This is a genomic window from Clostridium sp. AF22-10, from assembly GCF_003478725.1.
In the GTDB taxonomy this organism is placed as follows: Bacteria; Bacillota; Clostridia; order Lachnospirales; family Lachnospiraceae; genus Otoolea; species Otoolea fessa.
In genome coordinates this window covers 1-16,764 of sequence record NZ_QUFZ01000010.1, presented here as the reverse complement: position 1 = coordinate 16,764, position 16,764 = coordinate 1, and the positions used below count along the sequence as shown (strand labels likewise).

At 48.4% G+C, this 16,764-nt stretch carries 20 protein-coding genes; all 20 read left to right on the top strand.

What is annotated here, in order from left to right:
• The 20 genes from DWX91_RS08875 to DWX91_RS17390 all read left to right on the top strand — a co-directional run bounded on the left by DWX91_RS08875 (position 1) and on the right by DWX91_RS17390 (position 15,996).
• Positions 1-1,365, top strand: a complete 1,365-nt coding sequence (locus tag DWX91_RS08875; protein WP_118472263.1) for a phage portal protein — start codon at positions 1-3, stop codon at positions 1,363-1,365.
• Positions 1,362-2,909, top strand: a complete 1,548-nt coding sequence (locus tag DWX91_RS08870) for a phage minor capsid protein (protein ID WP_118472264.1) — start codon at positions 1,362-1,364, stop codon at positions 2,907-2,909. The genes DWX91_RS08875 and DWX91_RS08870 overlap by 4 nt, the downstream gene beginning before the upstream one ends.
• Positions 2,890-3,069 (top strand): hypothetical protein, encoded by a 180-nt coding sequence (locus DWX91_RS08865; protein ID WP_118472265.1) that lies wholly within the window; start codon positions 2,890-2,892, stop codon positions 3,067-3,069. The genes DWX91_RS08870 and DWX91_RS08865 overlap by 20 nt, the downstream gene beginning before the upstream one ends.
• Before the next feature lie 160 nt (positions 3,070-3,229).
• Positions 3,230-3,775 (top strand): phage scaffolding protein, encoded by a 546-nt coding sequence (locus DWX91_RS08860; RefSeq protein ID WP_182431286.1) that lies wholly within the window; start codon positions 3,230-3,232, stop codon positions 3,773-3,775.
• 3 nt (positions 3,776-3,778) lie between these two features.
• The gene (locus DWX91_RS08855) at positions 3,779-4,975 is read left to right on the top strand and encodes a phage major capsid protein (RefSeq protein WP_118472267.1); all 1,197 of its coding nucleotides are present in this window, start codon (positions 3,779-3,781) and stop codon (positions 4,973-4,975) included.
• A gap of 15 nt (positions 4,976-4,990) precedes the next feature.
• Positions 4,991-5,383, top strand: coding sequence for a hypothetical protein (locus DWX91_RS08850; RefSeq protein WP_118472268.1), 393 nt, complete (start codon positions 4,991-4,993; stop codon positions 5,381-5,383).
• A 2-nt stretch (positions 5,384-5,385) separates the two neighbouring features.
• Positions 5,386-5,745, top strand: coding sequence for a DUF6751 family protein (locus DWX91_RS08845; protein WP_118472269.1), 360 nt, complete (start codon positions 5,386-5,388; stop codon positions 5,743-5,745).
• Positions 5,745-6,179 (top strand): minor capsid protein, encoded by a 435-nt coding sequence (locus tag DWX91_RS08840; RefSeq protein WP_118472270.1) that lies wholly within the window; start codon positions 5,745-5,747, stop codon positions 6,177-6,179. The genes DWX91_RS08845 and DWX91_RS08840 overlap by 1 nt, the downstream gene beginning before the upstream one ends.
• A 1-nt stretch (position 6,180) precedes the next feature.
• Positions 6,181-6,618: a hypothetical protein gene (locus DWX91_RS08835; protein WP_118472271.1), complete on the top strand. Its 438-nt coding sequence runs from the start codon at positions 6,181-6,183 to the stop codon at positions 6,616-6,618.
• On the top strand, positions 6,615-7,121 hold the full coding sequence (locus tag DWX91_RS08830; protein ID WP_118472272.1) for a phage tail tube protein: 507 nt from the start codon (positions 6,615-6,617) through the stop codon (positions 7,119-7,121). Before DWX91_RS08835 ends, DWX91_RS08830 begins: the two co-directional genes overlap by 4 nt.
• 10 nt (positions 7,122-7,131) lie before the next feature.
• A complete protein-coding gene (locus tag DWX91_RS08825; protein ID WP_118472273.1) occupies positions 7,132-7,437 on the top strand; it encodes a hypothetical protein in 306 nt (101 codons plus the stop codon).
• Positions 7,434-8,060: a Gp15 family bacteriophage protein gene (locus DWX91_RS08820; RefSeq protein ID WP_118472274.1), complete on the top strand. Its 627-nt coding sequence runs from the start codon at positions 7,434-7,436 to the stop codon at positions 8,058-8,060. Before DWX91_RS08825 ends, DWX91_RS08820 begins: the two co-directional genes overlap by 4 nt.
• 191 nt (positions 8,061-8,251) lie before the next feature.
• Positions 8,252-9,817 carry a phage tail tape measure protein gene (locus DWX91_RS08815; RefSeq protein WP_118538660.1) on the top strand — a complete coding sequence of 522 codons (1,566 nt, stop codon included), beginning with the start codon at positions 8,252-8,254 and terminating at the stop codon, positions 9,815-9,817.
• A 13-nt stretch (positions 9,818-9,830) separates the two neighbouring features.
• Positions 9,831-10,874: a hypothetical protein gene (locus tag DWX91_RS08810; RefSeq protein ID WP_118538658.1), complete on the top strand. Its 1,044-nt coding sequence runs from the start codon at positions 9,831-9,833 to the stop codon at positions 10,872-10,874.
• A complete protein-coding gene (locus tag DWX91_RS08805) occupies positions 10,871-11,569 on the top strand; it encodes a mtfA protein (protein WP_118472276.1) in 699 nt (232 codons plus the stop codon). Before DWX91_RS08810 ends, DWX91_RS08805 begins: the two co-directional genes overlap by 4 nt.
• Positions 11,570-13,807 (top strand): phage tail spike protein, encoded by a 2,238-nt coding sequence (locus tag DWX91_RS08800; protein ID WP_118472277.1) that lies wholly within the window; start codon positions 11,570-11,572, stop codon positions 13,805-13,807. It abuts the gene before it with no gap.
• Complete coding sequence (locus tag DWX91_RS08795) at positions 13,804-14,007, top strand: hypothetical protein (protein WP_118472278.1); 204 nt, start codon at positions 13,804-13,806, stop codon at positions 14,005-14,007. Before DWX91_RS08800 ends, DWX91_RS08795 begins: the two co-directional genes overlap by 4 nt.
• 2 nt (positions 14,008-14,009) lie before the next feature.
• Positions 14,010-14,897 (top strand): hypothetical protein, encoded by an 888-nt coding sequence (locus DWX91_RS08790; protein ID WP_118538656.1) that lies wholly within the window; start codon positions 14,010-14,012, stop codon positions 14,895-14,897.
• A gap of 77 nt (positions 14,898-14,974) precedes the next feature.
• Positions 14,975-15,349 (top strand): hypothetical protein, encoded by a 375-nt coding sequence (locus DWX91_RS17395; protein ID WP_243099010.1) that lies wholly within the window; start codon positions 14,975-14,977, stop codon positions 15,347-15,349.
• A 35-nt stretch (positions 15,350-15,384) separates the two neighbouring features.
• The gene (locus DWX91_RS17390; RefSeq protein ID WP_243099009.1) at positions 15,385-15,996 is read left to right on the top strand and encodes a tyrosine-type recombinase/integrase; all 612 of its coding nucleotides are present in this window, start codon (positions 15,385-15,387) and stop codon (positions 15,994-15,996) included.
• Positions 15,997-16,764 lie beyond the last annotated feature (768 nt).

Below are 16,764 nucleotides of genomic sequence, written 5' to 3'. Positions count from 1 at the left end.
ATGGATTATACGAAAATGTATGAGGCATTGCGGAAAGTCCTTGGAAATGAGCAGATTGATTTTGCCATGTCCGGGCGGAGCAGTGCCTTAATTGAATTGTGGTCCCGGATGTATGAAGAAAAATCGCCGTGGCTCCATGAGATAGATAACGCGAATATCCCGGCAACGGTGGCGGGAGAGATTGCCAGACTTACGACCCTGGAATTACAGAGCAAGGTTGATGGCAGTCCGAGAGCGGATTTTCTAAACAGCATGTATCAAAACGTTCTTGGAAAGCTCCGGGTTCAGACAGAATATGCCTTTGCGAAAGGCAGCATGGTATTCAAACCGTATGTTTCCGTAAATGGTATCGCGATCCAGTACATCCAGGCGGATATGTTCTTCCCACTGGATTTTGACTCTGAGAAAATGACGCGCTGTGCCTTTTTGGATCAGTTCCGGAAGGGCAATGCCATTTATAGCCGAATCGAATTGTATTCGCTGGATGGAGACACGCTCTCAATTAAGAACCGGGTCTTCGTGGCGAGGACAAAGGGAACTTTAGGCTCGGAGATTTCGATCGGAAGCGTTCCAAGATGGTCGGAACTGGCGGAAGAAATGCAGTTTTCTGGTGTCAGCAAGCTGCCGATTGGGTATTTTGCGGTGCCGCTTGGAAATAACAAAGATTCCGGCAGTCCGCTGGGCGTTTCTGTTTATTCACGGGCAATTAAACAGATTGAGGATGCAGATCGGCGGTATTCACAGATTAACTGGGAGTATGACAGCAAGGAAACGGCGGTACATATCGCTCAGAGCTTGCTTAAATACAATCCAGATACAAACAGCTATGAGTATCCGGGCGGCAAGGAACGTCTGTACAGGGGCGTCGAATATGCCGCTGGCGCGCAGGACAAGCCGCTTCTGGATGTCTTTTCCCCGGCTATCCGTGATTCGTCATATTACAACGGATGGAATCAGCAGATGCGCCTGATTGAGTTCCGCTGTAATCTGGCTTACGGTACTCTGTCGGATCCGAACAACACGGATAAGACGGCGGAGGAAATCAAAGCCAGTAAGCAGAGATCCTATGATTTCATTTCAGACTGTCAGAGAGCCCTGCAGAAGGCACTGACGGATTTGGTGGATGCGATGGCATTCTGGTGCGACATTTATTCTCTATGTCCTGCCGGAGCCTATCATCTGTCCTTCCAGTGGGATGATTCCATTGTGGTCGATGCGAAAGCCGAACGAGATAATGACCGCGCGGATGTGGCGATGGGTGCGATGGCTCTGTATGAGTACCGAATGAAGTGGTACGGAGAAACCGAAGAGGAAGCCAAAGCTGCAATCAGTGAAATCAGCAGCACAGGGGAAGTGATTGAGTGACGCAGGGAGAACTTGAAAAACTGGCGCTGAAAACCGGAAACTTGTTTTCGGAATTGGAGATCCGTATCATGTCGGATGTTGCCAGGCGAATCAAAGACGCAGGCTTTTCGACTGCTTCGTCTGACTGGCAGATCCGGAGGCTGGAGGAACTCGGAAAGGCAGAATCAGAAATAAAAGACTGGGTGCAGGAAACACTGCAGAAGAGTGACGAGGAAATGGAACACATTTTTTCGGATGAAGTGTATGAGCAGTATTATCAGCACTCCAGAGCCTACAAAGCATCCGGCGTCAAGATGCTGCCGTTCGAAGAGAACACGCCGCTCATCCGGCTGACCGAAGCGGTCAAGTCTCAGCTTTCGGGAGAATATAAGAATATCGCCGGTTCAATGGGCTTCGCGATTCGCGGACCTGATGGACGCATACAGGCATCGCCGCTTATGACGTTCTACCGCTCCACGCTGGATAATGCTGTTCTGGATATACAGTCTGGCGGGTTTGACTATGGGACTGTCCTCAAGCGTACCGTGAGCCGCATGACGAACTCAGGACTTCGGTGGATTGATTATGATTCCGGTGTTCACAGCCGCGTGGACGTAGCAGCTAGGAGAGCGGTTTTAACAGGATTTCGGCAGGTGCAGGGTAAGATAAACGAACAGGTGGCAGCAGACCTCAAAACGAACAGCTATGAGGTTTCTTATCATGTGGGTGCCCGCCCATCGCATCAACCTTGGCAGGGACGGGTCTGGACGATGGAACAGCTTCAGAGCGTTTGCGGACTCGGTACGGTGACTGGATTGCATGGAGCAAACTGCTATCATGATTACAGTCCGTTTATCCCTGGTATGTCCACGCGGACATATACCGACGATCAGCTGCAGGAGATGCTGGATGAAGAAAATACTCCGAAAGATTATTACGGCAAGTCCTATACCACTTATGAGGCGTTACAGGAGCAGCGCAAGATGGAGAGGAATATGCGTGCGACCCGGCAGCAGGTGAAGCTGTTGCAGACGGGCGGCGCGGATGAAAAGGATGTTATTCTCAAAAAAGCCAAGTATCAGGGACAGTTGCAGAAATATGCTGATTTTTCAAAGACAATGCATCTGCCAGAGCGGAAGCAGCGGATCACACAAGATGGTCTGCGCGGGCGGTTTACACCAACAAAGACAGAACAGAAAAGGCTTGAAGAGTCGGAGAAAAATGATAGAATAAAGGTAGAGCTAGCAGAAGCGAAGATTCGAGGAGTTCCGAAACTGAATCCAGATAAAGTGGATGTCTCTGGATTTACTTACGATACGGAGCATATCAATGACGAACGCCTACACGGAGTTACCAGAGCCGACGCAGAAAAGTTTATCCAAGAAGCGGATATTTCTCTTACAAGATGGAATGGTCAGTTTATAAATTATTACAGCCCTAACGGTGCGACGTATGTGGATGTGAAAAATAGAAATATAAGAACCGCATTTAAGAAAGAGCAATTTGATGAGCCAACACTGAAAATAAGGGAGGTGGCAGAACAATATGGCAATAAAAAAACTTAGCTGTCCGTTAATGGATGCGGAAATTGATGAAGGAATATGCTATGACATCCACATGAATGTGGAAGGGCTGGCACCAGAATGGACAATTCCCGAGAAGGTGTTAGAAACTCCAGATTATAAAAAAACATGCTTGCAATGTCCGAACCATAGGGACGATTAAATACCACCCGTCAGCAGATAGGTGGTATTTTTATACCCAAAATCAGTAATCAGCACGCAGAAATGTGTGTTATTTTTATACCCTTTTGGCGTGGCTGCCGTAAAAGCCTACTTTTAAGATGGACGGCTACCCATCGGAAAAAGCCGAGAAAGGAAGCAACATGGCAATTTTTAAGACTGAGGCACTCAAGGAAAAAGGACTGACACAGGAACAGATTGATTATATCATGGCGGAGGCCGGAAAGCAGGTGAACTCCCTGACGGCGGAGAGGGACGGCTATAAGAATCAGCTTGCGACCGCACAGGCATCCCTGAAAGCAATGGAGGGGATCGATGCAGCGGGACTCCAGACCAAAATCAATGAATTATCCGAGCAGATGAAGGGCAAGGATGCGGAGATCGAGAAAATCAAATCTGATTATGCATTTGATGCGGCGGTCAAGGAGGCGATCCGGAAGGCATCCGGCAAGAACGAGCGCGCGATCATGGCGCTTCTGGATGTGGATGGCTTAAAGGCATCGAAGAATCAGACACAGGACATTGACGCGGCTCTGGCAGCGGTTAAAAAGGATAATGATTACCTGTTTGGCAGTTCTGCGCCGGTTCCGAGAGTGGTAAGCAGCACATCAGGCATCAATAACGATGCACAGACAAAGAGAGAACAGGCGAACGAAGCACTGAGAAACCTGTTCGGAAAAGGAGAGTAAAATATGGCAGTAAATATCACAGATAGATCAGCAGTTGAAGCTTTAATCCGTGAGCAGATTGTATCTACCATCTTCCAGGATGCACCGAAACAGTCCGCATTCATGGGGATGGCGCGCAAGCTTCCAAACATGACATCCAAGCAGACCCGTATCCGCGTTCTGGATTTTCTTCCGACGGCTTATTGGGTGGATGGAGATACTGGAATGAAGCAGACCTCTATGCAGGCGTGGGACAACGTATACCTGACTGCGGCAGAGCTGGCGGTTATCGTGCCGATTCCGGAGTCTGTATTTGATGATGCCGAGATTGATATTCTGGGCGAGATTACCCCAAGAGTCAATGAGGCAATCGGTCAGAGAGTCGATGCGGCAATTATCTTTGGCGATAACAGACCGAGAGAGTGGCAGGCAGATATCATTACCCTGGCGCGTCAGGCTGGGAACAATGTTTCCCCATCTTCCGGCAAGGACTACTACGATCTGACCCTTGGAGAGGGCGGTGTATTTTCTAAAGTTGAGGATGATGGCTATGCGGTAACCGGAGCAATCGCCCCGATGACGTTCAAGTCCAAGCTGAGAGGACTGCGTGATTCAAACAAGCAGCCGATTTTCACACATAATATGCAGGATTCCAGCAAGTATGCGCTGGATGGCGTACCGATCCAGTTCCCGGAGAACGGTTCCTTCATGCCGGATATCGCACAGCTGGTTGTCGGCGATTTCTCCAAGGCTGTTTACGCGATTCGCCAGGATATTACCGTAAAACTGCTGACAGAGGGCGTTATCCAGGATCCGAATACGAAGGATATCGTTTATAACCTGGCACAGCAGGATATGATTGCGCTTCGTGTAGTATTCCGCATGGGCTGGGCGCTCCCGAATCCGGCAACCCGCCTCAATGAGGATCGTACCGGCTGCACATTTGCTTATCTGGAGCCGGGCACTCCGGCTGTTACCCAGAAGGTAACCTTTACGGTAACGGATGGCAAAGAGTCCAGCCCGACGGCCTATGAGGATGTCCGTATCAACGTAGATGGTGCGATCCTTAAGACGGATTCGGCTGGTAAAGCGGAGTTTAACCTGAGAAAAGGCACCTATGCGGCAAAGATCACGAAGAAAGGCTTTGTTCCGGTAACGGAGACGTTCACGGTTGACGCTTCTGCCGTAAACAAGGCGATCACTCTGGTAGCGCAGGCCTAGTAAGGAGCTGATGCAATGGCTTATGCAACGCGGGACTATTACATTTCTGGTTATCTGCAGGGGCGTTCCCCTGCGGTGCCGGATGCGGATTTCCTGTTCTGGGAAAAGCAGGCGGAGCGGATCGTAGACAGCTATACATTCGACCGAATCAAGGCGAATATCAGCCTTTTGACGGAGGGTGTGAAAGATTGCACCTGTGAGCTGACAGAACTGCTCTATCGGGCGGACAAGGCTTCGCAGAGCACATCTGATTTTGGCGGTCCGTTGACATCGTATTCCAACGACGGAGAATCCGGCACGATTGACCTGTCAAGGTCGATTTACACCGAAGAGGGGAAACGGAAAAAGTGCCGGGAGATCATCTGCCGGTATCTGGGAAATACGCCACTGCTTTATCGGGGGGTGTGAGAATGAACCCGAATTACAATCAGATAATTACAGTCTTCCGGAAGGTTGGAACGGCGTGGAGCAAGAGTGTGTTCGAGCAATGTTTTTGGAAGTCTGGGATCACCGTGGTTCAGAATGATACTGAAGCATCGCAGACGAACACCTACACAGTACGTATTCCCCTGGAAGCGGCTGGAAGCGATTTTTCGGTGTCTCCGGGGGATGTAGTAGTGTTAGGCGAATGTGCGGACGAGATCACTGGAAAAAGCCCTAACACGGCGGCGGAAGTCCTGCGCCGGAATAAGCCGAATGCGTTTCTTGTCAGCGCATATTCAGACAATACCGCCTATCGGATGGCGAAGCACTACAGACTGGGGGGCTGATGATGGATGTCGAAATCAAATGGAATAAAACATCGGATCAGATTGCCAAAGAGAAAACAAGGGGCAATGATGGTCTTCTGTTTCTCGCCAACGAGGCAAAACGGCTGATGGATCCGTATGTTCCGGCTGACAGCCTGGCACTTGCCCAGAATGTCAGTGTCCATGTAGAGGGAGACACTGGTGTGATTGAGTATCAATCGCCATATGCTCATTACCAATACAAGGGCGTGGCATACGGTCCGAACTATCCGCTGATGGATGGCGGCGCTGTGATGGGATATTATTCCCCACCACACAAGTCCTCCACCGGAAAGAAGCTGAAATACAGCCATTTCCGCCATCCGCAGGCTACATCCGAATGGGACAAGGCTATGATGAGGGCGCGCAAGGGCGATCTGGTGCGGGCACTGGAAAACTATCTCGGAGGTAAGTGACATGACAAAGCATGATGCAGTGACGGCGTTCTTCCAACCAAAAGCCGAGGAGCTGGCGGGTCAGTACCTGGAATTTAACTATTCGGATGATTACAGCGGCATTTCGCTGGTAACAAACTATTCGGACAAGCTGCTTAAAAAGTATCTTTGGGGGTCTGAAAAAGAATATGGTTTCTCGATTATAATTGTGCAGCCGTATTCGACCGATACGGACGATCTGAACCTCACGGCGATGAATTTCGCCCAGGCTTTCATGGATTGGCTGGAAGAGCAGAATAAAAAGCGGAACTATCCGGAATTTCCGAATAGTTGCCAGATAAAGAAGATGGAGACGCTCCAGAATATGCCAAATCTGGCGGGCGTCAATGTAAAGGAAGGAATGGCGCGGTACATGGTACAGTGCCGGATTGTCTATTTTGAGAAAGGAGACAAGCGATGAAAATCAGTGAATTAATGGCAGGCGTTACACCAAACGCATCTTATGAAGGCTGGGTAACGGCAGATGACTGGGTACTGGCGATTGATACCAGGCCGTCGGCAGAAGCAGCTACAGAAGTAAAAAATTATGAGGTTGTCCAGATGGGCGTCGAGGGACTGGATGCGAATCTTAACCCGGTAACGTCAGAAAAAACCTATATCCGTGCCGGAAAATCGACCCAGAAGACTGGAACAGCAAGATCCTTTGCGGTATCCGGCGATCGTTATATCGGCGATCCGGCGCAGGATTTCATGCTGTCCCATGCGATGAAATATGCGAAAGGTAACGCAGCGGTAACGAATTATGTGTACTTCTGTATGCTCAATGGTAAAGGTGAGAAAGGTCAAGTGTCCGTAATCGTCAATTCAGAGGGCGGCGGCAATGCGGGAGAATCATCGTCTATCGATATCAACCTGCAGAAGATTGGGGCAGAACCGGCGGAGTATACATATTCAGCGGAATAGGAGGATAAACATGCAGATCAGAGGAAGAGAAGTTGATTTTAAAATCGGGCGTTTAAAGGATGCCGCAGCATTTGAAAAGGCTCTTGACAAGATGAGCAAGACGGAAAAGGAAGTCAATAAAAAGGGGACACTCAGCGAGATTATTGCAGCAGAGATTGAAATGTTTCGTACTTTTGTTAAAGAATCAACAGGCGAGGATGTTCTGGAAGACTGTGATGATCTGGAAGAGGCGAAAGGCGCTTACATTGATATGCTTTTAGGAATCAAAAAACAGAAAGAAACGCTGCTCGGATTTTCAATGGATGAGATCAAATGAAATGGTCAGTAACGTTTGACAAACTTCCCGGTACGGCACGCATTGGTGGGATAGTTTATGACATTTCTTTTGGCTACCGCACCATGATGGCAGCGGAGATTGAAATGTTCCGGCAGGACATCAGCGACGAACAGAAGATGCTCAATGCGCTGAATCTGTTCTATGCCCGCAATATCCCGCCGGATCTGGATGCGGCAGTTGATTATATGCTCTGGTTCCACCGCGGCGGGGAGTCTGTCCGGAAGGGCAGCGGAGCAAAAAAACGAACAGCGCGGCGGGGATACTGTTTTTTGAAGGATGCCCCGCTTATCTACGCGGCATTCCGGCAGCAGTACAGCATCAATCTCAGGCAGACGCCGAACGACTCCCTGCATTGGTGGGAGTTCCTGGCGATGTTCGAGGCGTTGGATGAAAACACCCGGATGGCGAAGGTCATGTACTGGCGGACCTGTGATACCAAAGGAATGGGAAAAGAGCAAAAAGCGTATATCAAGCAGATGCGGACACTTTATTCCCTGGAAGAGCCGCAGGCAACGATGGATAGTCGGTTGAGACTGGCAAAGCGTAACGCAGATATGCGGGCGTATGTGAAAAGAAGGATGGAAGAATGCCAAAACGGGTAAAGTGCCCTTACTGCGGTTATTCCATGCTTATTTTTTTTTCTGAAAAATCAGATTGTCATGGGATAACCGTACCGTGTAAAGGGCGGAATTGTGGAAAAGAATTTGAAATTAAGATAAAGAATGGAGAGCAAATCAAGTAGAGCCATTATGAGCCGATGATTTTCTCTTGTCCGAGAGGCGAGGTGAAATGAATGGGCTATGATGGAACTGTAAAGATTGGCACGGAACTGGATAGTAGCGGAGTCAAAAAAGGCTTAGACGAGATTAATGGAACAGCGCAGTCAGGATTCTCAAAGTTTAGTGAGATTGGAAAGAATGCGCTGTCTGTTTTTGCCGGAAATATGCTGACCGGCGTTGTATCACAGGCCAAGAATGCCGCCGGGGCTGTCCTTGATATCGGCATGAGCTTTGAGTCGGGGATGTCGAAAGTAGAGGCAATCTCCGGTGCGACCGGCGAGGACCTGGCAGCCCTGACAGATAAAGCGAAAGAAATGGGCGCAAAGACGAAGTTCAGCGCCACCGAATCCGCCGAGGCGATGCAGTACATGGCAATGGCAGGCTGGAAAACCAGCGATATGCTGAACGGCATTGAGGGTATCATGAACCTTGCCGCGGCATCCGGCGAAGATCTGGCTACGACTTCTGATATTGTCACAGACGCACTTACCGCGTTCGGCTTGTCGGCACAGGATTCTACTCATTTTGCGGATATACTGGCACAGGCATCCTCCAACGCAAACACCAACGTCAGCATGATGGGTGAGACGTTTAAATACGTGGCTCCGGTCGCTGGTGCGATGGGATATTCGGCGGAGGATGTGGCGCTGGCGGTCGGATTGATGGCGAACTCCGGTATCAAAGCCAGCCAGGCGGGCACCTCACTGAAAGCGGCGCTGGTAAACATGGTAAAGCCAACGGATGATATGCGGGGCGTCATGGAGCGGCTTGGCATATCGATCCAAAATGCCGATGGAAGTATAAAGCCGTTTGGTGAGTTGATCGGGGATCTGCGAGACAAGTTTGCGATTACCACGGACGCTGAGCGTGCTCAGAACTATGCGATGGCGGAGCAGAAACTTACAGCGGAGGGGCTGGCAGACAGCCTGTCAGGGTTAAGTGGAGAGCAGCGGAATGCACAAATCGCATACCTTGAAGGCGTTGAGCTTATCAAGGATATGACCAAAGAAGAGATTAAGGCTCAGGCAAAGCAGAAACTTGGAATCAAGCTGACGAAAGAAAGACAGCTCTCGGAGGAAGAGCTATATCAGCTTGCATCTTCCCTCGGTAAAGAATCGTTGGATGGCATGACGGCGGCGATGCAGGAGGAGGCAGCTGCAACCCTGTTCGGAAAAGAGGCTATGTCCGGAATGCTGGCGATCATCAATGCGTCGGATGCAGACTATGAAAAACTGGCAGGTTCGATCGAAAACTGCGATGGTGCAGCGGCAGCAATGGCAGAAACCATGCAGAATAACCTGGAAGGGCAGCTGACAATTCTGGGATCCGCGGCACAAGCACTCGCCTTGGAGTTGTATGAATCAGTTAAGGAACCGCTGACGAACTTCACAAAGCTGGGAATCGATGTAGTCTCAAACTTAACGCAGGGGTTTGAGGAAGGCGGCGTCGTGGGAATGATCGAAGCCGCTGGACAGATGGCAAATGCGTTTGCCGAGAATCTTCCGTCGATTATCGAACAGGGGCTTCCGCTGGTAGAGGCTTTACCGAAACTTACGTTCCAACGCCGGAAAACTGGTTGATGGCGGCATTGATTTGATATTAAAGCTGGCACAGGGTCTGATGGACGGGCTGCCCGCGATGCTTCAGTATGTTCCGCAGATCATCATAAACATTGCCGGAATCATCAATGACAACGCACCAAAGCTGTTAATGGCCGGTGTACAGTTGATAGTGGTTCTTGGAAAAGGACTGATTCAGGCAATTCCGGATATTATTGCAGCCTTGCCGCAAATTATCCAGGCGATCGTAAGTACCTTGCAGGCATTTAACTGGGTTAATTCTGGAATATATATTATTACGCTGCTGAGAAATGGCATTATATCAATGGTAGGTGCGATTGCCTCAGCTGCTGCAGAGATACTCAAAGCAATTGTTGGAGCAATACAGAGCTTACCGCAAAAGCTTCTTGAAATTGCCAAAAAGGCAGGTGAAGGAATTTCAAGTGGCCTAAAAGGGATGCTCGGAGCGATTAAAGGAGCGGCTACCAGCATCCTGAGTGGCATTGTGAGTGCCCTCACATCGCTGCCATCCAAACTCTTAGGTCTTGCGAAAAATGGCGCCCAGAGCATCGTCAAGGGATTCACAGGGCAGTCGTGGGGCAATATCGGAAAGAATATCATCACAGGCATTACAGCCGGAATCACGGGTTCGGTTGGAAAGCTGGCAGAGGCGGCGAAGAATGCAGCGAAGAAAGCGTTTGACGCGGCAAAGGATTTCCTTGGTATTCATTCCCCATCGAAGCTGATGCGGGACGTTATCGGTAAGAACATGATCGCCGGATTTGAGAGAGGTATCGTGGCAGAAACACCGAATCTGGAAAAAACGTCGGCTGGCTCTGCTCAAAGGGCGGTGGAGAGTATGCAGGGAATTGCATTACAGAGATCCGGAACTGTGGTAGCAGGGAATCAGGTACCGCCGGCACCAACGCCGGGCGGCGGACAAGGAAGCACAGTGGTTGTCCTCGAAAAAGGCAGCATAACCGGAGATGTGACAATGGATGGAGAAAAAGTAGGCACACTTGTAGCGCCTACAGTGGATACCGAGATTGAACGAGCGCGGAAGGAGAGTGAACGATGATTTATCCAGATGTGCAGATGGCAGATATAAAAACCTTTACAGACTGGGGGCTGAAATTGGAATCGATAAATATTTCCTTCCCCGAAGCTAAGACGGATCTGTTAGATATTCCAGGAGCGAACGGGCTCCTGGATCTGTCTGAGGTAAACGGTCAGATTTGTTATAAAAACCGAACGCTGACCTTGAATTTTTCCCTGTTTGACGATTACACGGAATGGCATGATTTAAGCAGTAAAATCGCCAAGACGTTGCACGGAAAGGTTATCAAGTGCGTTCTGCCAGACGATCCGAACTATTACTATGAGGGGCGTTTTTCATTGCAGACGACAAAAAGCAATGATGTGCTGGCGGATTTTGTGATTACTGGCGATGTGCAGCCATTTAAAATGGAACGGTACACAGCGGCGGAAAATTGGCTGTGGGATCCGTTTTCATTCGAGAACGGCATAGTCAGAGGATATAGCGGCATATCAATATCCGGTTCCCTGTCGGTTGATGTGACCGGATCTGATATGCCGATAGTTCCGGAGATTACCTGCAGTGCGGCCATGACGGTAGAGGTAGGCGGTAAGACGTTTGAGCTGACAGAAGGAGTCAATAAAAACTATGACATCATCCTGGGATCCGGAACAAACGTTATGAAATTTACTGGCACCGGCACCGTGTCGATTGATTTCAGAGGAGGTGTGCTGTAGATGTATAAAGTTACAGTGGTTACGGAGGGAAAGGAATATCCGCTTTTGAACCAGGTTCTCCGGCTGGAGAATCCAACGCTGAAAGAATATGCCGGCAACTCTCCAGGGTATCTTAAATTTAAGATTACGCCGAAGCATCCGTATTATGACAAGATTCTGCCACTGTCTTCCGAATTATTTGTTTATGAGGACGGAATGGAGATCTTCCGAGGGCGGAGCATGACGACCGAAGAAGAGTTTAACCGGACACATCAAATCACTTGCGAATCGGATCTCGCATACCTATGCGATAGCATCATCCGGCCATTTGAGTTCCAGGGCAGTATTGTGGAGTTTATGACTCAGGTGTTGAAGGTTCACAATGAACAGGTAGAGGTACGTAAACAGTATCTTCTGGGGCGCGTCAATGTGGTAGATAGTAACAACTACATTAACCGTAGCAACTCTGATTATGCGTGTTCTCTGGACTGCCTGCGGGATAAGCTGGTAAAGACCCACGGCGGATATCTCCGGACCCGGTGCGAAGCTGGAAAGCGCTATCTGGACTATCTGACGGATGGCGGCGGGACAAACGATCAGGTTATCCGGTACGGCGTCAATCTGGCAGATTACAGCAAGACACAGGATGCCACGGAGCTTTTTACCGCACTGATTCCGACCGGCGCAGACCTGGAAGATACCTCCTCCAGCGGAGAGAGTACCACCAAAACAGTCGATATTACATCCGTGAATGGCGGCAAAGATTTTATTTACGATGAGGATGCGGTGCAGCGGTACGGCTGGATCTTCCGTCAGCACAAATGGGAGGATGTCACACTGCCGGAAAACCTCATCAAAAAGGCGCGGGCGTATCTGGAGCAGTCCATCTATTTGAGTGATGTTTTAAAGCTGACGGCGGTGGATCTGGCGAACGTGAATGTCGATATCAAGCGTTTGGAAACTGGGTACTGGACAAAGGTTATATCCCGTCCTCACGGTGTGGATGTTATGTATATCCTGGAAGAACGTACGCGAAACCTGCAGGAGCCAGGAAAAGACACAGTTTCTCTGGGCGGCACGATTGCTACGTTATCTGGCAGCATGGCGAAATCCCAAAAGGAATTATCTGCGAAAGTGGAGCAGGTGGGACAGGCGGCGACAAAGGGCATCGACCAGAAGATTAATAATGCAACGCAGCTCATCAGCGGCGGACTCGGCGGATATGTAGTGATCGGGCGGTCTGAAAATGGTCATCCGGAGGAAATACTGATCCTGGACGCGCCGACAAAAGCCAACGCCAAGAATGTAATTCGGCTCAATAAGAACGGTATCGGATTTTCCACCAGCGGATACAATGGAGTGTATCGGAATGCCTGGACCATCGACGGAAATCTGATTGCGGATTTTATTACATCTGGAACAATGTACGCAGACCGGATTAAGGGCGGGACGCTGATGCTTGGCGGCGTCGGCAATTCGAACGGTGTATTGAAAGCGTATGATACTGCAGGAAATGCAATTTGTTCACTTGATAACGAGAGTTTTTTGCTTACAGGTGATGGTGTGTCAGTGAGTTTCGATATATCTCATTATGTAGGAGATTCTGGCAATGGCGATGAGGGTTTGTGGTCGGCTGTAAAAATTTCCGATAAGTATACATGTATGCATATGACTCCGGACGATCTTAGGGTGTTCGATGGGATGGATGATAATTTAGATGGCAATTATTGTGAGTTATATCATTTTGGAATCGGATTTTACGAAAACGGATCTGTGACAGCTCAACTCAACCCAGATGAGATGTATGTTGCGGGTGATGCGACTGTCGAAGGTGATTTGAATGTTACCGGAAAGAAGCACAGAACAATACAAACTCCCAATTACGGGAAAATTAGTCTATCTGCCTATGAAACAGCATCACCAATGTTTGGCGATATTGGAAGCGGGCAGATTGGAGCTGATGGTTTGTGTTACATCTGGATCGATCCGGTGTTTGTGCAAACCATCTTCGGGGAATACCAGGTATTTGTTCAAGGTTACTCAGATGCTCCGTTTTATGTCACAGAAAGGGCTTCTGGTTATTTTGTGGTTAAAGGTCCGGCCGGAGCGTCCTTTGGTTGGGAGATTAAAGCAAAGCAGGCAGGGCTTGAGCAGGAGCGAATGGACGCGTTTCACCGGAGAGAAAAGAAAGAAAAAGAGACATATGGCAAAGACGGCGCAAGATACTATCAGGAATACATGGAGGGATTGACGAAATGAAAAAAGTAACAGCAATTACAATTTTTGATACGGCAGTTGGGACAAGAGCAAGCATCGTTTACAGCGAGATCAATGATGATGGCGTGATTGTAAAGGACAATATCCGTTTGGATCGCATCATCGTGGATAAGGCAGTTCTTAAGAGTGTGGCTGCGGTAACATCCTACGCACAGGAGCTGGTTGATGGATTGGAGGGCTAAAGATGGCGGTTGATAACATTGATTTAAGCGGAGAGATTAAAGCCTGGAAAGATGCGGCTTACGGCAAGGATGTCAGGGCGGCAAATGTAGCGGCATTTGAGAAGATACAAGGAACTGTGAACGATACGGTGCAGAATGTTAATCAGGCGTCCGAGGATGCTTCCAGCGCATCGCAGAATGCACAGAAAGCGGTTGATGATATCCAGTCCGCGATCGAAACTGCCACAAGCAAAGCGAGTGAGGCGGCCGGAAGTGCAACAGCAGCGGATACCTCGAAGAAAGCGGCGGCAAGTAGCGCAGCGGCAGCGGATAATTCAAAGACACAAGCGGCAGCATCGGCAGCGGAAGCAAAAAAGATTGCTCAGGGTTTGGGCGATTTTGACGGAACGGCTGCGAAAGTCAAGATTACCGATACATACGGTTTGGTAGTGAGTGCCTTAGGGGAGAGTACCGCGCAGGCGCTGATTGATGCGATTGCCAATAAGGTTGTGAATGAGCTTATCAATAAAAATAAGATTGTAAATAACCTTCTGGCAACGGATGCCTCCACCGTTCTGGCGGGAACGCAGGGCGCGGCGCTGGATAAAAGGTTGGTGGCGGCGGAGAAAGCGGTTACTCAGTTAAATAGCGAGGCCTTATTTACCAATGCTCTTCATACTGTCAGTGCCAACGACAGTAACGGCATAAAAAATGACATGTATGCTAATTGGAATACTTTTAAAACTGGTGTAGCTGCACTTCTGTACCGAAATTCTGCCGAGGCATGGATCGGACTTATCAATAAATACGATAATGCTAAAGGAAGCGTTTTACTGATCAACTCCTGGGGCTCAATTAAAGTTTACCGACACTATGGAACCGTTTTAACTGACATATATGTGGCATCTTGAAATCGTAATTTAACTGAGTAAATTTTACAGAATCTCTCCTTTTTGATACTCTGAAAGAGCTAGAAGGGAGAGATTTTATGATTGAAGAATTATTGATGAATGTAGTAAATGCGATGAGCAACAGCCTGGATGAGGAGCAGTTGGACAAGTTGCAGAATGTCCTGTACATCAATTTCCACGGCGTGAGAGTAGTAGAAGAGAAGAATGAACTCCAGGCAACTGGCACAGACAGCGACACTGTAAAGATGCGGCTGTTTGTTGCCAGTAAAAAGTTTCCGGACGACAAGATAACACACTGGCTCAGTACATCCGGGAAGTTACCAACTGCCGGAATGCACTCCAAAAGAACATTGAAGATATCACCACAATGGACCTACGGTGGTATTTTGGAATGCTCCGGGAGCGGAATAAAATCAGCATGGTCACTCTGCAGGGGCGGATGCGGTATCTAAATAGCTTCTGGACCTTCCTACAAAAAGAAAACCTTGTGAAAGATAATCCTGTGGCGCGAATTGAATCACTCCGGATCGAAAGCACAATCAAAAAAGCCTTTTCGGCACAGGAGCTGGAAGCCCTCCGGATCGCCTGTGAGCGTCCGCGGGATAGAGCACTGATAGAGTTTTTGTATGCGACGGGAGTGCGTGTGTCCGAGCTATGCAGCTTAAGTGTAGGAGATATAGATTTATACAAGCAGGAGTTCAAAGTTATGGGTAAGGGCCGAAAGGAGAGGAGATTATACGTCTCAGACGTAGCTTGCTTTCATCTCTACCGATATCTAAGGTGGAGAATGGCAAAAGAGGGGCTGACAATGGAAGAACTGGCGCAGAAACCGCTTTTTGTATCTGCGAAGAAGCCGTATAGCTGCATGACAGTGGCGGGAGTACAATATCTTGTGAAATCTTTAGGGAAAAAGGCAGGGGTCGGAAATGTGCATCCGCATCGATTTCGCCGAACCTTTGCGACAGATCTCTTGAATCGAGGAATGCGGATCGAGGAGGTCATGGTGCTGATGGGACACACAAAGATAGAGACCACATTAATTTACTGCAATATCAAGCAGGATAACGTGAGAGAGTCGTATCGTAAATACGCAGCATAGAAGAGGAGAGGAGTAGTTTTTTGAGTCGGCAGAAATGGCGGCTTTTTTGTTGTACATAAAAATAGGAGAGCGGAGAGAAGAGGAGATCAGGCAGCATTTTGACCCGGAAGATGGGTAAGATTTTCACGGTTAAATTACGATTTCCTTAGTTATCTATAAGACACCCACATGTGCGAACTTTCTTTAACTTCCTGCCCGTTTAATAATACTGAATCTATATAAATCCTCTGAATCGACACACCTATTCTGCCGCCTACATATGTTCCAGAATTAAAATACATACCAAAATTATAAAATCGAAATTCATTGCCGGATGCACGAACCAGAGGATAGACCAGTGGAATCGAAAAAGTCACGTGGTTATTTGAATTAACGATGATAAAAACATGAATTGCTTTCCATGACAAACTGCTTATATCTACTGATGATACGCCATTTGCAAAAGATTTCCACGATAGCTCGCTATTTCATGGTAATTTGAAATTCATACTTTTTCCAAGCTGCTGTATCCACATTGTAATTCTGAATGACACGCCTGTTACCAGTATAATGTGTAATGTTCTCATAATCTGAACTTATGATCCAATTTTAATGAAATTTACGAACTTATATCCCCAAATTCGACCTATCCAAAACTTATTTGTGAATCTAGGTGAAGTATGATAAATGTACCCCATTGGCAACCTGCATCTGAAGTAGCATAGCCATTTCTCGTAATTAATAAGCCTACAAAGTCTCCAGTTTGATAATCTGTAAATTTAGTGGATG

Excerpts from the sequence above, each read along its gene's own strand:
- DWX91_RS08875 (WP_118472263.1), top strand. The coding sequence starts at position 1 with ATGGATTATACGAAAATGTATGAGGCATTGCGGAAAGTCCTTGGAAAT.
- DWX91_RS08865 (WP_118472265.1), top strand. The coding sequence starts at position 2,890 with ATGGCAATAAAAAAACTTAGCTGTCCGTTAATGGATGCGGAAATTGAT.
- DWX91_RS08860 (WP_182431286.1), top strand. The coding sequence starts at position 3,230 with ATGGCAATTTTTAAGACTGAGGCACTCAAGGAAAAAGGACTGACACAG.
- DWX91_RS08855 (WP_118472267.1), top strand. The coding sequence starts at position 3,779 with ATGGCAGTAAATATCACAGATAGATCAGCAGTTGAAGCTTTAATCCGT.
- DWX91_RS08850 (WP_118472268.1), top strand. The coding sequence starts at position 4,991 with ATGGCTTATGCAACGCGGGACTATTACATTTCTGGTTATCTGCAGGGG.
- DWX91_RS08845 (WP_118472269.1), top strand. The coding sequence starts at position 5,386 with ATGAACCCGAATTACAATCAGATAATTACAGTCTTCCGGAAGGTTGGA.
- DWX91_RS08840 (WP_118472270.1), top strand. The coding sequence starts at position 5,745 with ATGATGGATGTCGAAATCAAATGGAATAAAACATCGGATCAGATTGCC.
- DWX91_RS08835 (WP_118472271.1), top strand. The coding sequence starts at position 6,181 with ATGACAAAGCATGATGCAGTGACGGCGTTCTTCCAACCAAAAGCCGAG.
- DWX91_RS08830 (WP_118472272.1), top strand. The coding sequence starts at position 6,615 with ATGAAAATCAGTGAATTAATGGCAGGCGTTACACCAAACGCATCTTAT.
- DWX91_RS08825 (WP_118472273.1), top strand. The coding sequence starts at position 7,132 with ATGCAGATCAGAGGAAGAGAAGTTGATTTTAAAATCGGGCGTTTAAAG.
- DWX91_RS08820 (WP_118472274.1), top strand. The coding sequence starts at position 7,434 with ATGAAATGGTCAGTAACGTTTGACAAACTTCCCGGTACGGCACGCATT.
- DWX91_RS08815 (WP_118538660.1), top strand. The coding sequence starts at position 8,252 with ATGGGCTATGATGGAACTGTAAAGATTGGCACGGAACTGGATAGTAGC.
- DWX91_RS08805 (WP_118472276.1), top strand. The coding sequence starts at position 10,871 with ATGATTTATCCAGATGTGCAGATGGCAGATATAAAAACCTTTACAGAC.
- DWX91_RS08800 (WP_118472277.1), top strand. The coding sequence starts at position 11,570 with ATGTATAAAGTTACAGTGGTTACGGAGGGAAAGGAATATCCGCTTTTG.
- DWX91_RS08795 (WP_118472278.1), top strand. The coding sequence starts at position 13,804 with ATGAAAAAAGTAACAGCAATTACAATTTTTGATACGGCAGTTGGGACA.
- DWX91_RS08790 (WP_118538656.1), top strand. The coding sequence starts at position 14,010 with ATGGCGGTTGATAACATTGATTTAAGCGGAGAGATTAAAGCCTGGAAA.
- DWX91_RS17395 (WP_243099010.1), top strand. The coding sequence starts at position 14,975 with ATGATTGAAGAATTATTGATGAATGTAGTAAATGCGATGAGCAACAGC.